Source organism: Mesorhizobium sp. B1-1-1 (assembly GCF_006442955.1).
GTDB lineage: Bacteria > Pseudomonadota > Alphaproteobacteria > Rhizobiales > Rhizobiaceae > Mesorhizobium.
The window spans coordinates 184,358-199,041 of the sequence record NZ_VFWW01000009.1; the positions used below are offsets into that span (position 1 = coordinate 184,358).

At 60.7% G+C, this 14,684-nt stretch carries 19 protein-coding genes; 5 read left to right on the forward strand and 14 right to left on the reverse strand.

The window, feature by feature from the left end; all coding sequences use genetic code 11:
• Nucleotides 1–33: 33 nt before the first annotated feature.
• Nucleotides 34–420, reverse strand: coding sequence for a DUF302 domain-containing protein (locus FJ986_RS20080; protein WP_140523416.1), 387 nt, complete (start codon nucleotides 418–420; stop codon nucleotides 34–36).
• A 164-nt stretch (nucleotides 421–584) separates the two neighbouring features.
• Here FJ986_RS20080 and FJ986_RS20085 point away from each other — a divergent pair, with 164 nt between their 5' ends.
• Nucleotides 585–3,263, forward strand: coding sequence for a bifunctional acetate--CoA ligase family protein/GNAT family N-acetyltransferase (locus tag FJ986_RS20085; protein ID WP_140522923.1), 2,679 nt, complete (start codon nucleotides 585–587; stop codon nucleotides 3,261–3,263).
• Between the two features lie 22 nt (nucleotides 3,264–3,285).
• On the opposite strand, the gene FJ986_RS20090 is transcribed toward FJ986_RS20085, so the two are convergent.
• From FJ986_RS20090 to FJ986_RS31185, 3 genes are read right to left on the reverse strand one after another with little or no spacing between them, the layout of a single operon-like run.
• Nucleotides 3,286–4,839 carry a bifunctional aminoglycoside phosphotransferase/ATP-binding protein gene (locus FJ986_RS20090; protein WP_140522921.1) on the reverse strand — a complete coding sequence of 518 codons (1,554 nt, stop codon included), beginning with the start codon at nucleotides 4,837–4,839 and terminating at the stop codon, nucleotides 3,286–3,288.
• A 49-nt stretch (nucleotides 4,840–4,888) separates the two neighbouring features.
• The gene (locus FJ986_RS31180) at nucleotides 4,889–5,134 is read right to left on the reverse strand and encodes a hypothetical protein (protein WP_318013167.1); all 246 of its coding nucleotides are present in this window, start codon (nucleotides 5,132–5,134) and stop codon (nucleotides 4,889–4,891) included.
• Complete coding sequence (locus FJ986_RS31185; protein ID WP_318013166.1) at nucleotides 5,131–5,286, reverse strand: c-type cytochrome; 156 nt, start codon at nucleotides 5,284–5,286, stop codon at nucleotides 5,131–5,133. Before FJ986_RS31185 ends, FJ986_RS31180 begins: the two co-directional genes overlap by 4 nt.
• Before the next feature lie 173 nt (nucleotides 5,287–5,459).
• Here FJ986_RS31185 and FJ986_RS20100 point away from each other — a divergent pair, with 173 nt between their 5' ends.
• A complete protein-coding gene (locus FJ986_RS20100) occupies nucleotides 5,460–6,296 on the forward strand; it encodes a universal stress protein (protein ID WP_140522920.1) in 837 nt (278 codons plus the stop codon).
• Between the two features lie 64 nt (nucleotides 6,297–6,360).
• Here FJ986_RS20100 and FJ986_RS20105 read toward each other — a convergent pair whose 3' ends face one another.
• The 7 genes from FJ986_RS20105 to FJ986_RS20130 form a co-directional block, all read right to left on the reverse strand.
• A complete protein-coding gene (locus tag FJ986_RS20105) occupies nucleotides 6,361–6,807 on the reverse strand; it encodes a pyridoxamine 5'-phosphate oxidase family protein (RefSeq protein ID WP_140522918.1) in 447 nt (148 codons plus the stop codon).
• 19 nt (nucleotides 6,808–6,826) lie between these two features.
• Nucleotides 6,827–7,225, reverse strand: a complete 399-nt coding sequence (locus FJ986_RS30900; RefSeq protein ID WP_224656350.1) for a phosphoribosyltransferase family protein — start codon at nucleotides 7,223–7,225, stop codon at nucleotides 6,827–6,829.
• Nucleotides 7,222–7,512, reverse strand: a complete 291-nt coding sequence (locus FJ986_RS30905) for a phosphoribosyltransferase family protein (RefSeq protein WP_224656349.1) — start codon at nucleotides 7,510–7,512, stop codon at nucleotides 7,222–7,224. Before FJ986_RS30905 ends, FJ986_RS30900 begins: the two co-directional genes overlap by 4 nt.
• A gap of 3 nt (nucleotides 7,513–7,515) precedes the next feature.
• Nucleotides 7,516–7,950, reverse strand: a complete 435-nt coding sequence (locus tag FJ986_RS20115) for a DUF2267 domain-containing protein (protein ID WP_140522916.1) — start codon at nucleotides 7,948–7,950, stop codon at nucleotides 7,516–7,518.
• A gap of 114 nt (nucleotides 7,951–8,064) precedes the next feature.
• Nucleotides 8,065–9,342: a 5-aminolevulinate synthase gene (gene hemA / locus FJ986_RS20120; RefSeq protein WP_140522914.1), complete on the reverse strand. Its 1,278-nt coding sequence runs from the start codon at nucleotides 9,340–9,342 to the stop codon at nucleotides 8,065–8,067.
• A 137-nt stretch (nucleotides 9,343–9,479) separates the two neighbouring features.
• Nucleotides 9,480–9,677, reverse strand: a complete 198-nt coding sequence (locus FJ986_RS20125) for a universal stress protein (protein WP_224656227.1) — start codon at nucleotides 9,675–9,677, stop codon at nucleotides 9,480–9,482.
• Nucleotides 9,674–9,946 (reverse strand): hypothetical protein, encoded by a 273-nt coding sequence (locus FJ986_RS20130; RefSeq protein ID WP_140522912.1) that lies wholly within the window; start codon nucleotides 9,944–9,946, stop codon nucleotides 9,674–9,676. Before FJ986_RS20130 ends, FJ986_RS20125 begins: the two co-directional genes overlap by 4 nt.
• Before the next feature lie 369 nt (nucleotides 9,947–10,315).
• Between FJ986_RS20130 and FJ986_RS20135 the strand changes: the two genes are divergently transcribed.
• Both FJ986_RS20135 and FJ986_RS20140 read left to right on the forward strand, forming a co-directional pair.
• Entirely contained in the window at nucleotides 10,316–10,699 is a 384-nt protein-coding gene (locus FJ986_RS20135; RefSeq protein WP_140522910.1) for a phasin family protein, read from the forward strand.
• Nucleotides 10,700–10,777: 78 nt separating this feature from the next.
• Nucleotides 10,778–11,068: a cytochrome c gene (locus tag FJ986_RS20140; protein ID WP_140523410.1), complete on the forward strand. Its 291-nt coding sequence runs from the start codon at nucleotides 10,778–10,780 to the stop codon at nucleotides 11,066–11,068.
• Nucleotides 11,069–11,573: 505 nt separating this feature from the next.
• Here FJ986_RS20140 and FJ986_RS20145 read toward each other — a convergent pair.
• Complete coding sequence (locus FJ986_RS20145; RefSeq protein ID WP_224656228.1) at nucleotides 11,574–11,792, reverse strand: biotin/lipoyl-containing protein; 219 nt, start codon at nucleotides 11,790–11,792, stop codon at nucleotides 11,574–11,576.
• A 196-nt stretch (nucleotides 11,793–11,988) separates the two neighbouring features.
• On the opposite strand from FJ986_RS20145, the gene FJ986_RS20150 reads away from it, so the two are divergent.
• Nucleotides 11,989–12,222 carry a hypothetical protein gene (locus FJ986_RS20150; protein WP_140527996.1) on the forward strand — a complete coding sequence of 78 codons (234 nt, stop codon included), beginning with the start codon at nucleotides 11,989–11,991 and terminating at the stop codon, nucleotides 12,220–12,222.
• A 225-nt stretch (nucleotides 12,223–12,447) separates the two neighbouring features.
• Here the strand turns inward: FJ986_RS20150 and fixJ are convergent, their stop codons facing one another.
• The gene (gene fixJ / locus FJ986_RS20160) at nucleotides 12,448–13,062 is read right to left on the reverse strand and encodes a response regulator FixJ (RefSeq protein ID WP_140522905.1); all 615 of its coding nucleotides are present in this window, start codon (nucleotides 13,060–13,062) and stop codon (nucleotides 12,448–12,450) included.
• Entirely contained in the window at nucleotides 13,049–14,539 is a 1,491-nt protein-coding gene (locus tag FJ986_RS20165; RefSeq protein WP_224656241.1) for a PAS domain-containing sensor histidine kinase, read from the reverse strand. The genes fixJ and FJ986_RS20165 overlap by 14 nt, the downstream gene beginning before the upstream one ends.
• Nucleotides 14,540–14,684: the final 145 nt, after the last annotated feature.

Consider the following 14,684-nt stretch of genomic DNA (forward strand, 5'->3'; position numbering starts at 1 on the left):
CGATGTCCCTCAACCTTGATGGCCCCTTTGGCGCTAGAGCTCGCGGACCATCTCCTCGAGCACGCGACGCACAACGTTCGCGACCTGCGCAAGCTCGCGATTGGCGATGGCCCCCATTGAAGCGACCGGATCCACCGCCGCGACTTCTACCTTTCCTGGTTCGACCTCGGTGACGATGACATTGCAGGGCAGCATGGTTCCGATCTTGTCTTCGGCCTGAAGGGCTCGCCAGGCGAAATGCGGATTGCACGCGCCCAGGATCACATAGGGCCTGAAATCTTCACCAAGCTTGGCCTTCATGGTCTGCTGAACATTGATCGAGGTCAGAACGCCAAACCCCTTGCTTGCGAGCTTGTCGCTCACGTGGTCGATTGCCGCTGTGAACGGCATGGCGACGATCTTGCTGAAATAGTAACTCATCTTAACTCTCCAATCCTTGACCGCAGCAGTGGCTGCTACGTCGCAAGCGACCGCTTCGAACCCTCTTGCAACAGCTAATCGCGAGAACCGGACGAGGCTTTGATCCAGCGCAATGAAGGGGCAGGATCGATTGGCGACTATCGCCGCGAACGGGAGACCCACCGGTGACGATCCGAAATCTTGAACATGCGTTCGCCCCGAGGTCGGTCGCCGTATTCGGCGCATCGGTGCGCGAAGGCTCCGTCGGCCGCGTCGTCTTCGACAATATGGTCAGCGGCGGCTTCGAGGGCGAGATCTGGCCGGTCAACCCGAAATATTCGCAAGTGGCTGGTCGGCAATCCTATGCCAAGGCGGCCGATCTTCCAGGCGTTCCAGACCTTGGTGTCATCGTCACGCCGCCCCGAACAGTTCCGGCCATAGTGCGCGACCTTGCAGAGAAGGGCACGCGGGCGGCGATCGTCATCACCGCCGGGCTCACGCACGAAAACGGCCTGCGTCAGGCGATGCTCGATGCGGCCAAGCCCACCGTTTTCCGCATCATTGGGCCGAACACGGTCGGGCTGATGATCCCGCCATTGAAGCTCAATGCTGGATTTGCGCACATGGCCGCCAAACCCGGCAGCATCGCGCTGCTGTCGCAATCCGGCGCCATCGCGACGTCGCTGATAGACTGGGCGGCGGACAACAATGTCGGCTTCGCCCAGATCGTCTCTCTGGGCGACATGGCGGATGTCGACGTGGGAGATTGTCTCGACATGCTGGCGGGCGACATGCACACGCGCGCCATCGTAATGTATCTCGAAACCATCCCCAATCCGCGCAAGTTCATCTCGGCCGCGCGTGCGGCGGCACGCATAAAGCCGGTGATTGCGATAAAGTCGGGCCGGCACGAGCAATCAGCCAAAGCAGCCGCGACCCATACCGGCGCGCTATCGGGCGCCGATCGCGTCGTCGATGCGGCATTGCTGCGTGCTGGCATACTGCGCGTCAAAGGTCTCACCGAGTTGTTCGATGCGGTTGAAACGACCGCCCGTTTCGTTCCGCTGGAACGAGCCCGCGTCGGCATAGTCACCAATGGTGGCGGCGCCGGCGTGCTTGCCGTCGATCAACTCGTCGAAGGCAACGGGCACCTGGCCGAGCTATCGCCGGAAACGATCACTCGTCTGGATGCCGTCCTGCCGAGTACATGGTCCCACGCCAATCCGGTCGACATTATCGGGGACGCCCCGCCAGAACGCTATGCCGCCGCGATCGAGGCGATCATGGCCGATGCCGGCACCGACGTCGTCCTGGTCATGAACTGCCCGACTGGGCTCGGCTCGCCGCTTGCCGCGGCAAGCGCCGTGGCGGTGCTCGCGCAGGGCGGCAAGATCAGCGGCAAACCTGTCCTGACCTGCTGGCTCGGCGAACACACGGCGCGCGAGGGGCGACGTGTTCTTCAGGATGCTGGTCTTGCCAGCTTCGAGACGCCGGCGGACGCCGCAACGGCGGTTTCTTATCTCAGCGAATGGTCGCGTGCCCAGCGGGCATTGATGCGCACGCCGTCGAGCCGCAGCGACATCGCGAGCGACCGGGAAGCCGCGCTTGCAATATTCAGGGCCGTCGCCAGGGAAGGGCGGCGTATGCTGACCGAGTCCGAAGCCAAGGCGGCAATCTCGGCCTACGGCATCCCTGTCCCCGAGACGATCGTCGCCAGATCTCCTGCCGAAGCGCAACTGGCAGCCAGCCGGTTCCTCAAGACATCCGAGCAGGCCGTCGTCAAACTCCTGTCCAAGGCGATCACGCACAAGTCGGACATTGGTGGGGTGGTGCTTGGCATCGCCGACCCCGTTGCCGCCGGGGAGGCGGCACGCGCAATCGAGGCGCGCGTGCGCAAGCACGCACCGCAAGCCGACATTGAAGGCTATGCCGTTCAGCCAATGGTGGCGCGAAAACAGGCGCAGGAACTCATCCTCGGGATAAGCCGCGACCCGATCTTCGGGCCAGTCATCCTCTTTGGAGCCGGGGGCGTCGCGGTCGAAGTGATGAACGACACGGCGATCGCGTTGCCGCCGCTCGACGACATTCTTGCCGGTGACCTAATCGACCAAACCCGGATCGGCCGCGTTCTTGCCGGGTTTCGTGATCGCAAGCCGGCCGATCGGCAATCGATCATTGCTTCACTCAACGGCCTATCGCAGATGATCGTCGACTTTCCGTGCCTCGTTGCGGTGGATATCAATCCGCTGCTGGCCGACGCCGAGGGTGTGATTGCACTCGACGCCCGCATCGAGATCGAGCCGGAACGGGTGGAAGAGGCGGGGCCGAACCCGGCACTTGCCATAAGGCCCTATCCGTCGGGTTGGGAAAAGGTGTTTTCGGCGGGCGACATCGACTACAATATCCGTCCGATCAAGCCGGCCGACATCTCGCTCTATCCCGAATTCCTTGCCAGGATTTCGCCCGATGATCTGCGCCTGCGTTTTCTGTCGCCCCGCAAAAGCTTCTCCGACCAGATGCTGAAGCGGCTCACCCAGCTAGACTACGGTCGCAACATGGCTTTCGTTGCGCTGAATACGAGCTCCGGCGCGCTGGCCGGTATCAGCCGGATATCTTGCGATCCCGACCACACCGTCGCCGAATACGCCTTGCTGGTGCGTACAGATCTCCAGGGTAATGGTCTTGGCTGGGAATTGCTCAGCCAGATCGTCGATTATGCGAGGGCCGATGGGATCGGACGAATCGAAGGGATAATGCTCGCCGAGAACACGAGGATGTTGGCCATGTGCCGCGAGTTTGGCTTCTCGATAAGGCGTCATCCTAGCGAACCCGGCCTTGTCGAGGTAACGCTCGAACTCAGTTGAGGCCGATCGCCCGCTGCACCGATCAGGACGCTGTGCACAGGGTTTCGGACGCATCGCTCTCTGAGTGCCTTCTCAATTCCAAGACAATGTCGGCGAGCATCCGATCAGCGTCGATTTTTCGCCAGCCAGACTGGGTGGCATTTCGCTCCAATTGCCGCGAGAGTATCTCGATCGTGGCATCTGAAGGGCCGCCCTTGCGCTCGCTGACCCGCTGCCACAGGACAAGCGGGGCCGCCTCCAACCAAAATCCGGAGAATCTGATAGCCCGGCTGCGCGCCGCTTTCTCGATCCGCTCACGATCGGCGGGTCTGTCGAAAACGGCATCGGCCACGACCGAGCCGCCCTGCGAAAGGATCAGGCCGGCGCGCCATGCCATTTCGCGGTAGACGCGATCGGAAACTTCGGGCCGATAGGCTTTGTCCGGCAGCCTGGTCTCCGGCGGTACACCATGCATGGCCTTGCGGACGCGGTCGCTTTCGACAATGCGGGCGCCTGGCGCTGCACCGAAATGGGCGGCCAGCGCCTCGGCAACGGTCGTCTTTCCCGAGCCACTCAGACCGCCAACGGCAACGAGTCGCGCCGGTTTTTCCTGGAGAAATGTTCGGGCAAGGTCGAAATAGGATCTCGCCTCGGCAACCAGCCTGTCGCTGTCGGCGCTGCGTTCCTCGACCTGCGTTGCGATGACGTGGGCGCGCACGGCAGCCCGCACAGCCATGAAAAAGGGCAGCAGCACGAACCCATCCTCGTCGTCGGCTTCATCGAGATAGCGGTTCATCACAAGGTTGGCGAGCTGCGGAAAACCGCGATGCCAAAGATCCATCAACAGGAAAGCAAGGTCGTATAAAACGTCGATGCTGGCGATCTGGTCGTTGAATTCGATACAGTCGAAGAGGCGAGGCTCGCTGTCTAAAAGGCAGATGTTGTGCAAATGCAGGTCGCCATGGCAGCCGCGGATCTTGCCTGCGGCTTCCCGGCGGTCGAGCAATCCGGAATGCCGGGCGAGGGCGTTGCGGAAGGCCTCGGCAAAGCTCGTGACCTCAGCTTTTGCGAAAACGTGGCTGGTGGCAAAGCCAGCCTCGTTGATGTCGAGCACGCCAGCCAGATTTGATGAGCCGCCGCCATTGTGGATCGTCGGCGCGGCACGGTGGTAGCTGACGATCATGCGCGCAACCGCGGTCATCAGCGCCGGCGTCAATTCTCCGGCGGTTGCCATCCGATCGAGGAGCTTCGACTGGTCGAAGCGGACCATCTCGATCGCAGCATCGACCATTTGGCCGGTGCCATTGAAAGCCAGTTTGCCGTCGGCTTCGCGGGTGATTCGACGCACGACCAAATAGAGGCCGGGCGCGGTCTTCGAGTTGAGTTCCACCTCTTTCTCGCAAGCGGCAAGCCTGAGGGCCGGCGCCGAGAAATCGACATAGGGCAGCTTGACCCCCCGCTTCATCTTGTAGGCGCGTTGGCCAACGAGGAAAATACGGGAAATGTGAGTCTCGATCGCCTCGACGGCCCCGACCGCGCCATGGGTAGCAGGATCAAGCAGAAAAGAGGCAGCGGCTTGCTGCTCATCGACGATCATGGCCGGCCTTCCACGTGTGTTTTGCGTATTTCGTTTGCGCGAGCTGCGTTCATTGCTGCAATGTCTGGACATAGCCTGCCAACTCATGGATCCGTTCCCTGGTGACGATTTCGCCTGCGTTCGGGCCATATTTCTTCACGTCGGCAGGCAGGAATTGGCTGCCCCACACCGGCATGTCGCGCTCGCCATGCGCCGGCACCATGGCGCGGCCGTCGATCACGGCATAAACACGCCAGTAAGGGAATTCGCCGCCATTGCGCCTGGAGAGGCGCGTCAGGTCGCTCGGCCGCTTCAACAACTCGTCGCCAACGGGCCGTCCCCCTTGCCTTCCGGACCATGGCAGACCGCGCACGAGTTCATGTATTCGGCCTTGCCGTCGCCAAGTTCCTGGGCGCGAGCCGCGTTGAAGGCCAATCCTGCCAGAGCCGCCGCGATCAGGAATTTCATCTGCGTTTTCCGATTGATTAGCTGAAAACCTACAGCCCTGGTTTGGCAGTACGTTGATGCGGATCAAATGCCCCGCGGTCACGGTATTTGATTCAGCGCAATGAGCGCGCCGGGCACCCGCGCTAATGACTGAAGCCAGATTGACCTTTCAATCGAAATCAGGAGTTGCCGCCGTGACTTTCAGGACGCTGCTTACGGTTACTGGGCCGAACCAGGGCGAAGCCGATCTAAAGCTGGCCGCCTCACTGTGCGAACAGGTCGGTGCCCATCTCTCCGTGCTCGTTCTCGAGCTGGCCGCGCCGCCCTCTGGGGGCGAGTATGCCGCTGTCGTCTCGCCTGCCTGGCTTGCGGAGCGGCAGGCCGAGTTGAGAAGGCTTGAGAAACGAAAATCAGACGTCGCCGGCTTTCTCTCCCAGACTGCCGTATCGGCCGATCTGAGCGACGACTATCCCGACATGGGATGGGCCGACGACGTCATCGGAAGGCGTGCCCGCTACGCCGATCTGACCCTTCTCGGACCAGATCTGCTGGCAAGCCATGCGCTGAAGGAGAAAGTCATCGAGGGCACGCTGTTTTCATCGGGAAAGCCCATCCTGCTTGTTCCCGAGGGCTCGCGCCCGACGCTGAAGCCGAAACGCATCCTCGTTGCATGGGACGCCCGCCTGGAGTCATCGCGCGCCGTCCGCGAGTCGCTCGATATGCTGAAAGGCGCCGAAGATGTGCGCCTTGTCATCATCGATCCCATCGAAAATGAGTTCCATCACGGCGACGAGCCAGGTGCAGATGCCGCGGCTTATCTTGCCCGGCACGGCGTGAAGGTTACCGTCGAGCGGCTACCGAGTTCGAATCATTCGGTTGCCGACGTGCTTCGCCAGCATGCCGGCGACGTCGCGGCCGAGCTCTTGGTCATGGGCGCCTATGGTCATTCCCGCCTGCGGGAGCGAATCTTCGGCGGGGTCACTAAGTCAATGCTTGAGGGCTCGTCACTACCGGTCTTAATGGCGCGATAACAATCCAAAAGGGCCGGTGCAGATTGCGCCAGCCCTTCGCATCTCGCGCAAATTGATGGAATGACTACTCGCTCGCTTCCCGTCCCGATACCCGTTCGATCAGGATCCGAAAGAAGACATGCGGCGCACTGTCGGCTGTGGGAGGAACCAGCGGCTTGAGTGCGCCGGGTTCCCACCAGTCGGAGTGCTTGCTCAAGACCGTCCAGGCATGATCCCGCTCAAGCTTGTGGCCGATCCGGTCAGGCAGTTCTTCGTATCGGCCGTCAACAACGACGCTTCTCCATCCCCGCCCCTGTCCATGCTCATCCACCTGGACGCACACCAGCGGATTGGCCCGCATCCATTCGATCTTTTTGCCCGGCATGGAAAACGCGTAAAGATGGGCGTCCGAATAGGCGTAGTGGAACGGCACGACATAGGGCTGTCCATCCTTTGCGCATGCCAGGCGGCCCACGCGATTGGCCGTCAGCAATTTGGTACATTCCAAAGCAGAAAGCGTGCGGATCTGCATCAGTTCGATCTCCTGTTCTTCATGGCCTTTGAACCAGGCCGGAAACGTGCCACTGGCCAGTTTTGTACAGCTGGGCAGCCTCGTCCATAGCGGAGACAACGTCGTTGTCAGAGAGTTGCGGGAACTGGCGATAATGATGGCTCAAGGCCTGGAACTGTCCTGGCCTACTGAGGCAGACTACACGGTCCGCTTCCTGCTCCAGCGCGGCGACCGTCACTTGCGGTGAAACGGGAACCGCCACGACGATTTCCCTCGGTGACCGGCGCTTGAGGGCGCGGATCGCGATTTTCATGGTCGTACCGGTCGCGACACCGTCATCGACGATGATAGCCGTCTTTCCTGCGATCGACATCGGTTTGGTCTTGCCACGATAGGCAACGCGCCGGCGTTCGAGTTCAGGACGTTCATTTGCAATCAAGACACGTAAGGCGTCGTCGTCGAGCCCATAGGCTCGACAATTTCACGGTTCAGCACGACCTCCCCAGGGTCGCCATCGATGATTGCGGCAACAGCCAATTCGGGATTGCCCGGGGCGCCGATCTTGCGGACGATCAGCAGGTCAAGAGGAGCGTTGAGGGCTTTGGCCACTTCCACTGCGACGGGCACGCCGCCACGCGGCAATGCCAGTACGATGGGCCGATGCAGTTGAAGTCTGCTCAGCTCCAGGCCAAGCTTCGCTCCAGCGTCTTCCCGGTCACGGAACATCGGTCAATCCACCGGCCACAGGTTTCGCAGCGACTTTTTCATCGAGTTTCTGACCTGTACGATCTCGCCATGCGAAATGTGACGGTCGAGAAGCTTGAACACGGCACTGATCGCGACATCGAAATCGATCTCCTCATCGTAGCCGAAACTGTTTCTGACACTGATAATGAAGTCGCGCTTCGTGCGCTCATGCGCAGGCACCGACGGCTTCCAACCTTCGAAATAGATGCCGCGGACCAAAACAGGCAGTTGCGCCGAGAGATCGGCCATTTCCGCCGGCGACAGCCAGTCCCGCACCGTGTGCAGGACAGCCCTCAGCAGCCGGCACGCGCTCGGTTCGCTCCAGCAGAGGTCTTTGGCGAGCTCCTTGACCCATTGTTGCGCCTGCTGGCCGGCATGCGTGAAGTCAGCGAAGGACGTGTGAGGACAAGGACCCATGGCGATGCTCCTGAGATTTGGCGCCATTCTGGGGCATAATAAGGCTCTGAGCATTGAGCGGGATCAAATCGTTCGGGCTCTGCGTCAAACGAACCGGAGGTGCTGGGCGCCAGTTCAGCCAAAAGCCTGCTGCACCAGCAGGGGAATGATCCGGTCGGTCTTGGCCACGGAAGGTCGTCCTGCTGAACCATAGGAAATGCCGAGCGCGTCCCAGGTCTCGACCAGGGCGTCCTGCAGCTCGGCGATCAGCGCATCCGAATGGAACGGCGTCGGCGTGATGCGCAGCCGCTCCGTGCCGCGCGGCACGGTCGGATAGTTGATCGGCTGGATGTAGATGCCGTGCACGCCGAGCAGCCGGTCGCTTGCCATCTTGCAAAGCTCGGGGTCGCCAACCAGCACTGGCACGATATGGGTCGCCGATTCCATCACCGGCAGGCCGGCGGCGGAGAGGATCTGCTTGGTCCGCGTCGCCTGCTGCTGCTGGGCGTCACGCTCGGCCTGCGAGCGCTTGAGATGACGGATCGAGGTGGTGGCAGCGGCGGCGATGGCCGGCGGCAGCGCGGTGGTGAAGATGAAGCCCGGCGCATAGGAGCGCACGGCGTCGATGACAGCACTCGTGCCGGTGATGTAGCCGCCCAGCGTGCCGAAAGCCTTGGCCAGCGTGCCCTCGATGATGTTGATGCGGTCGGCGAGGCCTTCCCGCTCGGTGATGCCACCGCCGCGCGGACCATACATGCCCACGGCGTGGACCTCGTCGATATAGGTCATGGCGTTATAGCGCTCGGCGAGGTCGACGATCTCCCGGATCGGCGCGATATCGCCATCCATCGAATAGACGCTCTCGAACACGATCAGCTTGGCGCGTTCGCGGCCCGCCGCCTGCAGCAGGCTTTCCAGGTGCGCGACATCGTTGTGGCGAAAAATCTTCTTTTCCGCGCCCGAGCGCCGCACGCCTTCGATCATCGAGGCATGGTTGAGCTCGTCCGAAATGATCAGGCAGTTGGGCAAAAGCCGCGCGATGGTCGAGATCGAGGCTTCGTTGGAGACAAAACCGGAGGTGAAGACCAGCGCGGCTTCCTTGTCGTGCAGGTCGGCGAGCTCATGCTCGAGTTCGACCAGCGGATTGCTGGTGCCGGAGATGTTGCGGGTGCCGCCGGCGCCCGAACCCATCCGGCCCGCCGCGTTCTGGAACGCTGCGATGACATCCGGGTGCTGGCCCATGCCGAGATAGTCGTTGGAGCACCAGACGGTGATTTCCTCTGCGCGGCCGTTGGCGCGCCAGATGGCACGCGGAAATTTGCCCGCTATGCGCTCGAGGTCGGCAAAGACGCGGTAGCGTCGTTCCGCATGGAGCTGGTCGATCGCGTCCTCGAAGAACCGCTGATAATTCATGTCCGAATCTCCTTATTTACTCGCTGTCGCGCTGCGGGCATCGGCTACACCGAATTTGGCAAGGGTTGGACGTAACCCTTTGCGGCAACGGACGACCTTGATTCATGTCAAAATCACGACTCCGAGGCTCCGCCTGCTCAGGTCGATATGAACCGATGCAATGATCCGCTGCGCAGCACAGAACGCGTCACGCCGCCAAAGGTCCTCTCCAGTAGCCGACTGTGACCGTAGCCGCCGAGAACTATGAGATCGGCCGCAATATCCTGTCCGATCTGCAGGAGGATGTCCGCCGGTTCGGAGAGGCGCGCATCCAAGACCACAGATCGCGCTGTCACTCCGTGCCGTGCCAGAAAGAGCTAACGTCCGCGACATCGTCGCCACGGGACGCCAGGATGAGACTCGCCGCATCCAGCATACGATTATGGTCGACCACCAGATCGGTCGACGGCGAGCCGGTCAAGATCAAATCGGCAGCACGCGCATTGAGTGCAAGTTCGCGCGTGGGATTGCCTATCTTTGCGCGCCAAGATGCACGATTGCTGCCGTTGACGGTGCTCAGGAATTCCTCTCTCAGGCAGTCGAGGCGACCTTCTATCTCCTCCACCTGGCACCACAACGCCTTGGGCGCGGCCTGGTCGTCAGTGCCGGTCGGAAGGACAAAATGCGGCTCGGCGGCGCTAGAAGCCAGAGGTCGGCCTCGAGCCGTTGAGCCAAATCCCATGCCATCGAGATGCGCGGCGCGGCGTCGCGTCTACGTCCAGTTGCACCATAATCATCTTAAAAGCCATCGCTCATTCCATCTGCGGTTGAACCGACTTGGCCATCAAATAGAGGGAGGCGTAAAAGCAAGGAAAACGGCTGGTGCCGGCACGCTCGTACAGCCCGCAAGACCATAGGGTTGATCCTGATCAAGGACATGACGACGAATGGCGTCAACGTCGTGCTGTGGAGATTCAGAACGGAGTAGTCGATAATGCACACTCAGCCCGAGCCATCCTCATTAGGCACACAATTGTTGCCGGTGGCGGAGAATGGCCAGAAGCTCTTCCTCGCCGCCGCGTCCCTTCAGGTGCACGCCTTCAAGGCCATGATGCGCTTCAATGTTGAAACGCTGGCGTTTCTGAAGCATCGTTGTGAGCAGGACGTGAGGCTGGCCGATGACTTGATCAGTGGTCCGCAGTTCAATGATGCCTTCGACATCTTCGCTGCTTTCGTGCAGAATGCGACGTCGCAATACGTGATCGAAGCCGGCAAGGTCGCCGCATTGACCTCCAGGCTCGCTTCCGAAACGGCCAGAAACATGCGTAAGGGCGCCAGGATAGCGATCGAGGATGCCGCGGCTAAGACTGTCGTGTAGACGGCAATGCGGAGGTCGTCAGACAACATGAACGCCGTTTACAGACATAGTCGTCTCAGGGCTTCCGTATTTGCGTTGATGTTACTCGGATGTGTGCAGCCAGCCTTGGCCGATAGCGTAACGGAGCATGGCAAGGCGTTGGTGGAGGTCAACTGCGCCCGCTGTCACGCCGTCGGAAAAACTGACAGGAGCAACCATCCCGACGCTCCGCCATTTCGCACCTTGTCAAAGCGCTATCCGATCTCCGATCTGGAGGAAGCTCTTGCGGAGGGCATTTCGACTGGCCATCCGGATATGCCAGAGTGGACTGCGAGCCCCGATCAGATCGAAGCAATCATCACGTATATCAGCACGCTGCAGCAGCCGTGACCCAGTCTCGAATGCGGCAGGCGATCGGGTCTGAACGGCTCCGGCTATTCGCGGCCAATTGCCGGCCAGCAAACTGCTACCGGAGAGGGCCAGGGCAACATCCGGCCAGGGGCACGAAGAAACGACTGCGCATGCGCCAGGATCTGGGCCTCGGTAGGAGGATCCGCCGGTTCGATGCCGACAATGCGATTGTTTAAGCCGGTGTTGTACTCGCGGATGTGCGTGGCCAGCTCGTGCTTCGCCGACCCTGGTCGCGGACCGAAGGGCGCTGAGGATGTCGTGGTAGAAGGCCTGATTTCCCAATGCACGCTTGCCGTCGACCGAGCCAGCCTTGTTGTGGCTCGGATGATGCGCAAGCGTCGTCGCAAGTCTCACACTGTCGGAGGTTCTCGCGGTTGAAAAAGAACACCTTGGCTTCACAATGGTCGCAGGCGCGGCGTGTCGGGTCGCCATTGCTGGAAATCCTTGCGTGTATTGCTGAACGGCAATCTGAGGCGCTGAGGGCTTAAGCAGGCTGCGACACCAGGATTGCCAGGATCGATCCAGGTTTAATGACGGTATTCGCCGATGCGACAATGGTCGCACGCCCAGCTGCCGGCGCGACAATCTCGTGCAGCGCGCTTTCGACGCGAACCTCGGCTATGCGCTCTCCGGCCCTGATCGGGTCGCCGCTGGCAATGAACCAGTGCTCCAGGATGCCCTCTGGCAACATGCTGGCCGCCACTGCGCCTTCGTCGACCTAGGTATACCGCATGGCAAATCTCGTTTTGCCGTCGAACGATAGGCTCCTAGGCGGCGCAGTCCTTGATCACGATCAATCGGCGTATGGCGCAGATGCCGCGATTGTGCGGTGATTGACGCGGATCAAATTCTGGTTCGGCAGCCGGCCTAAGATGGCCGATCATCGCCGGAGCGAGGTCATGGAGCAGTTCAGGGAAATGGTGCCCATCGCCATGGACGTCGGATCAGATATCAATGCTGCAATCGCGATCGATTGGGCTGCCCGCGGCGCGCATGTGATTGCGGCCGGTATGGCGTCTGCCGCAGGAATTGTGGTCGACATCGGTTCGACACAGGCAATCGCGCCCGCTTTGCCGGTAATTTCAAAAAGTGATGCAGATCAAGGCGCGCCACACCGTTTGCGAAGATTTTGATGCGATGTGGAAACCAATCCTAAGCGCTCCTTTTGGTCGCGATCTAGAACTGGCCGTTTTCGACGAAGACGGCGAGCACGCGCTTGTGTTTGCCTGCAGAAGGATAAAGGAGGGCTGGAAGAATGCTGCTAGTGGTGCCCGTCTCGACATCCGGCCGACCCATTGGCGCGATTGGGATTGGGAAAGGACCGAGGTCAGAAATCGCAATCCTCTCGAGGACTCTCCCTAGGGTCGGGACTCCACGATCAACGCCATACGCACCAGGTGTGACAGACTACTCGCCTCCATTTTGCTCATGACATTGGCCCGGTGGATTTCGACCGTGCGCGGGCTGATCCCCAGATCGTAGGCAATCGTCTTGTTGGGTAAACCGGCAACGAGTCCGTCCAGCACTTGGCGCTCGCGGTCAGACAAGGTCGATAGACGCGCGCGGATATCCGCGGACTGGGGATGCGCCGCGTTCGCCTCGTTCCGGTTGGCCAGTGCAGAGCGTATCGCCTGGATCAGCATCTCGTCGTCAAACGGCTTTTCGACGAAATCGGAAGCGCCTTCCTTCATGGCCTGAACGGCGAGCGCCACGTCGGCGTGACCTGTCATGATGATGACCGGAATCTTGTGGCCGCCTGTTCTGAGTTGCCGTAGCAATTCGATGCCGTCTATTCCCGGCATGCGCACGTCCGTAACGATGCAGCCGTCGAGATGGCCATCCGCCGCTGAGAGAAAAGCAGTGGCCGACTCGTACAGGCGTACGGCAAAGTCGGCTGTCGCCAGCAGAAAACCGAGAGACTTGCGAACATCAACATCGTCGTCGACGACGTGGACCAGATCACTGTCGGCCATTTGTGACCTCATCCTTCTCAACGATGCGTAAGGTGAACCGAAAGGCGGTGCCGCCCGTCGGCATTGCCTCGGCCCAGATGTGGCCGCCGTGCGATTCAACGATGGTGCGGCAGATGGAGAGACCGACACCCATACCCTGCTTCTTGGTGGTCACAAATGGCTGGAACAGTTGCGCCGAAACCTCTGGCGCGAGCCCCGGACCGGTATCGATCACGCTCACTTCAGCCATGCCATCGTCCCGGGCAACGGTTGTGATTTTCAATTCACGGCGCTGCGTTTCCTGCATGGCCTCCACTGCGTTGCGCATCAGATTGAGCAGAACCTGCTGAATTTGGATGCGATCGGTCAAGACCAGTTCCGCGGCAGGGTCGAGCTTGTAGCCGATCTGGACATTGATCTCCCTCGCACCAACCAGGGCGAGCGACGAGGCTTCCTCGATGAGCGCCGGCAATCGCTCGACCTGGCGCTCGCTTTCGCCCCTGGCAACAAAATCGCGCAGATGACGAATGACGTCGCCTGCCCGCAGGGCCTGCTCGGCGGCCTTTTCCACGGCATCCCGCAGCATCGGCGCGTTTGCTTCCGTGCTCTTCTCCAGGAGCCGTCGGCTGCCCTTCAGGTAATTGGTGATGGCTGTCAGCGGTTGGTTGATCTCATGAGCGAGCGTCGATGCCATCTCGCCAAGGGCGGTAAACCGCGCCATGTGCAGAAGCTCCTGCTGCTGTTCCTGAATTCTTGCTTCCGCGCGATGACGTTCAGTCAGGTCGCGGCAAAAGCCGGTAAAGAAGCGTCCGGTTCCCGGGTGCATTTCGCCGACGGAAAGCTCCATCGGGAAAGTCGTGCCATCCTTGCGTGCCCCGGTCACGGTGCGGCCGAGCCCGATGATCCGACGCTCCCCGGTCGTCAGGTAGCGAAGCAGATAAGCATCGTGCTCTTCGCGATAGGGCGCCGGCATCAGCATCTTGACGTTCTGTCCGATGACCTCGCCCGACTGGTAACCGAACAGCGTTTCGGCGGCCGTGCTGAAGGACTGGATACTGCCTTGCTCGTCAATGACGACCATCGCATCAGGCACGGTCGCCAGGATTGAACGCAGATGATCTTCGCGCAACAGAAGCGCGGCATTCGCAAATGAGAGGTCGCTGACATCCGTGCCTTCAATGAAGATGGCGGTAATTCGACCGTCATCGGCCCTGATCGGCTGATAGACAACATCCAGGATACGCTCTTCAATTGGCCCATTGCTGCTGTTGCGGAATCCGACCTTCACGCCTTTGCCGCTGTAGGACTCGCCAGTCACGTACACGCGGTCGAGCCGTTCGAGGAATTCGTGTCTTTCGAGTTCGGGAAAGGCCTCGCGCGCCGATTTTCCAATAACCTGCCGGTCGCCAATGAGTTGCTGGTAGGCGGCATTGGTCAGTACGAACACATGGTCAGGCTCGCGTATCAGAGCCATGAACCCGGGCGCCCGATCGAACATTTGCGACAATAGGGATTCGAGCGTCGTCCCGCCAGGCGTCAAACTGAATGCTTCGTCTTGGATCACCCGCGGTTCCTTAGGCTCGAGACACATAAACAAGGCCTAACTATCACTTCTCCGATCAGAGACAAAACGGATCGAGGCC

Coding starts and splice junctions, on each gene's coding strand:
- FJ986_RS20140 (WP_140523410.1), top strand. CDS start 10,778: ATGTTACTCGGATGTGTGCAGCCAGCCTTGGCCGATAGCGTAACGGAG.
- FJ986_RS31185 (WP_318013166.1), bottom strand. CDS start 5,286: ATGAAATTCCTGATCGCGGCGGCTCTGGCAGGATTGGCCTTCAACGCG.
- FJ986_RS30905 (WP_224656349.1), bottom strand. CDS start 7,512: ATGTTCCGTGACCGGGAAGACGCTGGAGCGAAGCTTGGCCTGGAGCTG.
- FJ986_RS20115 (WP_140522916.1), bottom strand. CDS start 7,950: ATGGGTCCTTGTCCTCACACGTCCTTCGCTGACTTCACGCATGCCGGC.
- FJ986_RS20090 (WP_140522921.1), bottom strand. CDS start 4,839: ATGATCGTCGATGAGCAGCAAGCCGCTGCCTCTTTTCTGCTTGATCCT.
- FJ986_RS20080 (WP_140523416.1), bottom strand. CDS start 420: ATGAGTTACTATTTCAGCAAGATCGTCGCCATGCCGTTCACAGCGGCA.
- FJ986_RS20150 (WP_140527996.1), top strand. CDS start 11,989: ATGGAGCAGTTCAGGGAAATGGTGCCCATCGCCATGGACGTCGGATCA.
- FJ986_RS20135 (WP_140522910.1), top strand. CDS start 10,316: ATGCACACTCAGCCCGAGCCATCCTCATTAGGCACACAATTGTTGCCG.
- fixJ (WP_140522905.1), bottom strand. CDS start 13,062: ATGGCCGACAGTGATCTGGTCCACGTCGTCGACGACGATGTTGATGTT.
- FJ986_RS20105 (WP_140522918.1), bottom strand. CDS start 6,807: ATGCAGATCCGCACGCTTTCTGCTTTGGAATGTACCAAATTGCTGACG.
- FJ986_RS20165 (WP_224656241.1), bottom strand. CDS start 14,539: ATGTTCGATCGGGCGCCCGGGTTCATGGCTCTGATACGCGAGCCTGAC.
- hemA (WP_140522914.1), bottom strand. CDS start 9,342: ATGAATTATCAGCGGTTCTTCGAGGACGCGATCGACCAGCTCCATGCG.